The organism is Kocuria salsicia (assembly GCF_007681555.1).
GTDB classification, from domain to species: Bacteria; Actinomycetota; Actinomycetes; order Actinomycetales; family Micrococcaceae; genus Kocuria; species Kocuria salsicia.
This window is the reverse complement of record NZ_VELE01000049.1, coordinates 1-219: the sequence shown is the minus strand read 5'-3', so window position 1 is coordinate 219 and position 219 is coordinate 1. Positions and strand designations below refer to the sequence as shown.

Sequence of the window (219 nt, the reverse complement as noted above, 5' to 3'; positions counted from 1 at the left end):
CCCATCCGGTCAGCTTCCGGGAGCCCAGGTCGATGCAGGAGGCGAAGTAGAGGTTCGTGCCGTTCTCGAGGGGCAGGTAGGTGATGTCACCGACGTAACGGCAGCACGGCGCGCCGATGCTGAAGTCGCGGCCGATCAGGTCGGGGAACCGCCTGTCGGACTGGTCCGGGATCGTGGTCCTCACGCGTTTGCGCAACCGGATTCCGGCCAGGCCGTGCT

The 219-nt window shown here is 66.7% G+C and carries 1 pseudogene; it reads right to left on the bottom strand.

The window, feature by feature from the left end:
• Positions 1-219, bottom strand: a pseudogene (locus FS770_RS13865) (IS3-like element ISRhosp5 family transposase); the annotation flags it as partial.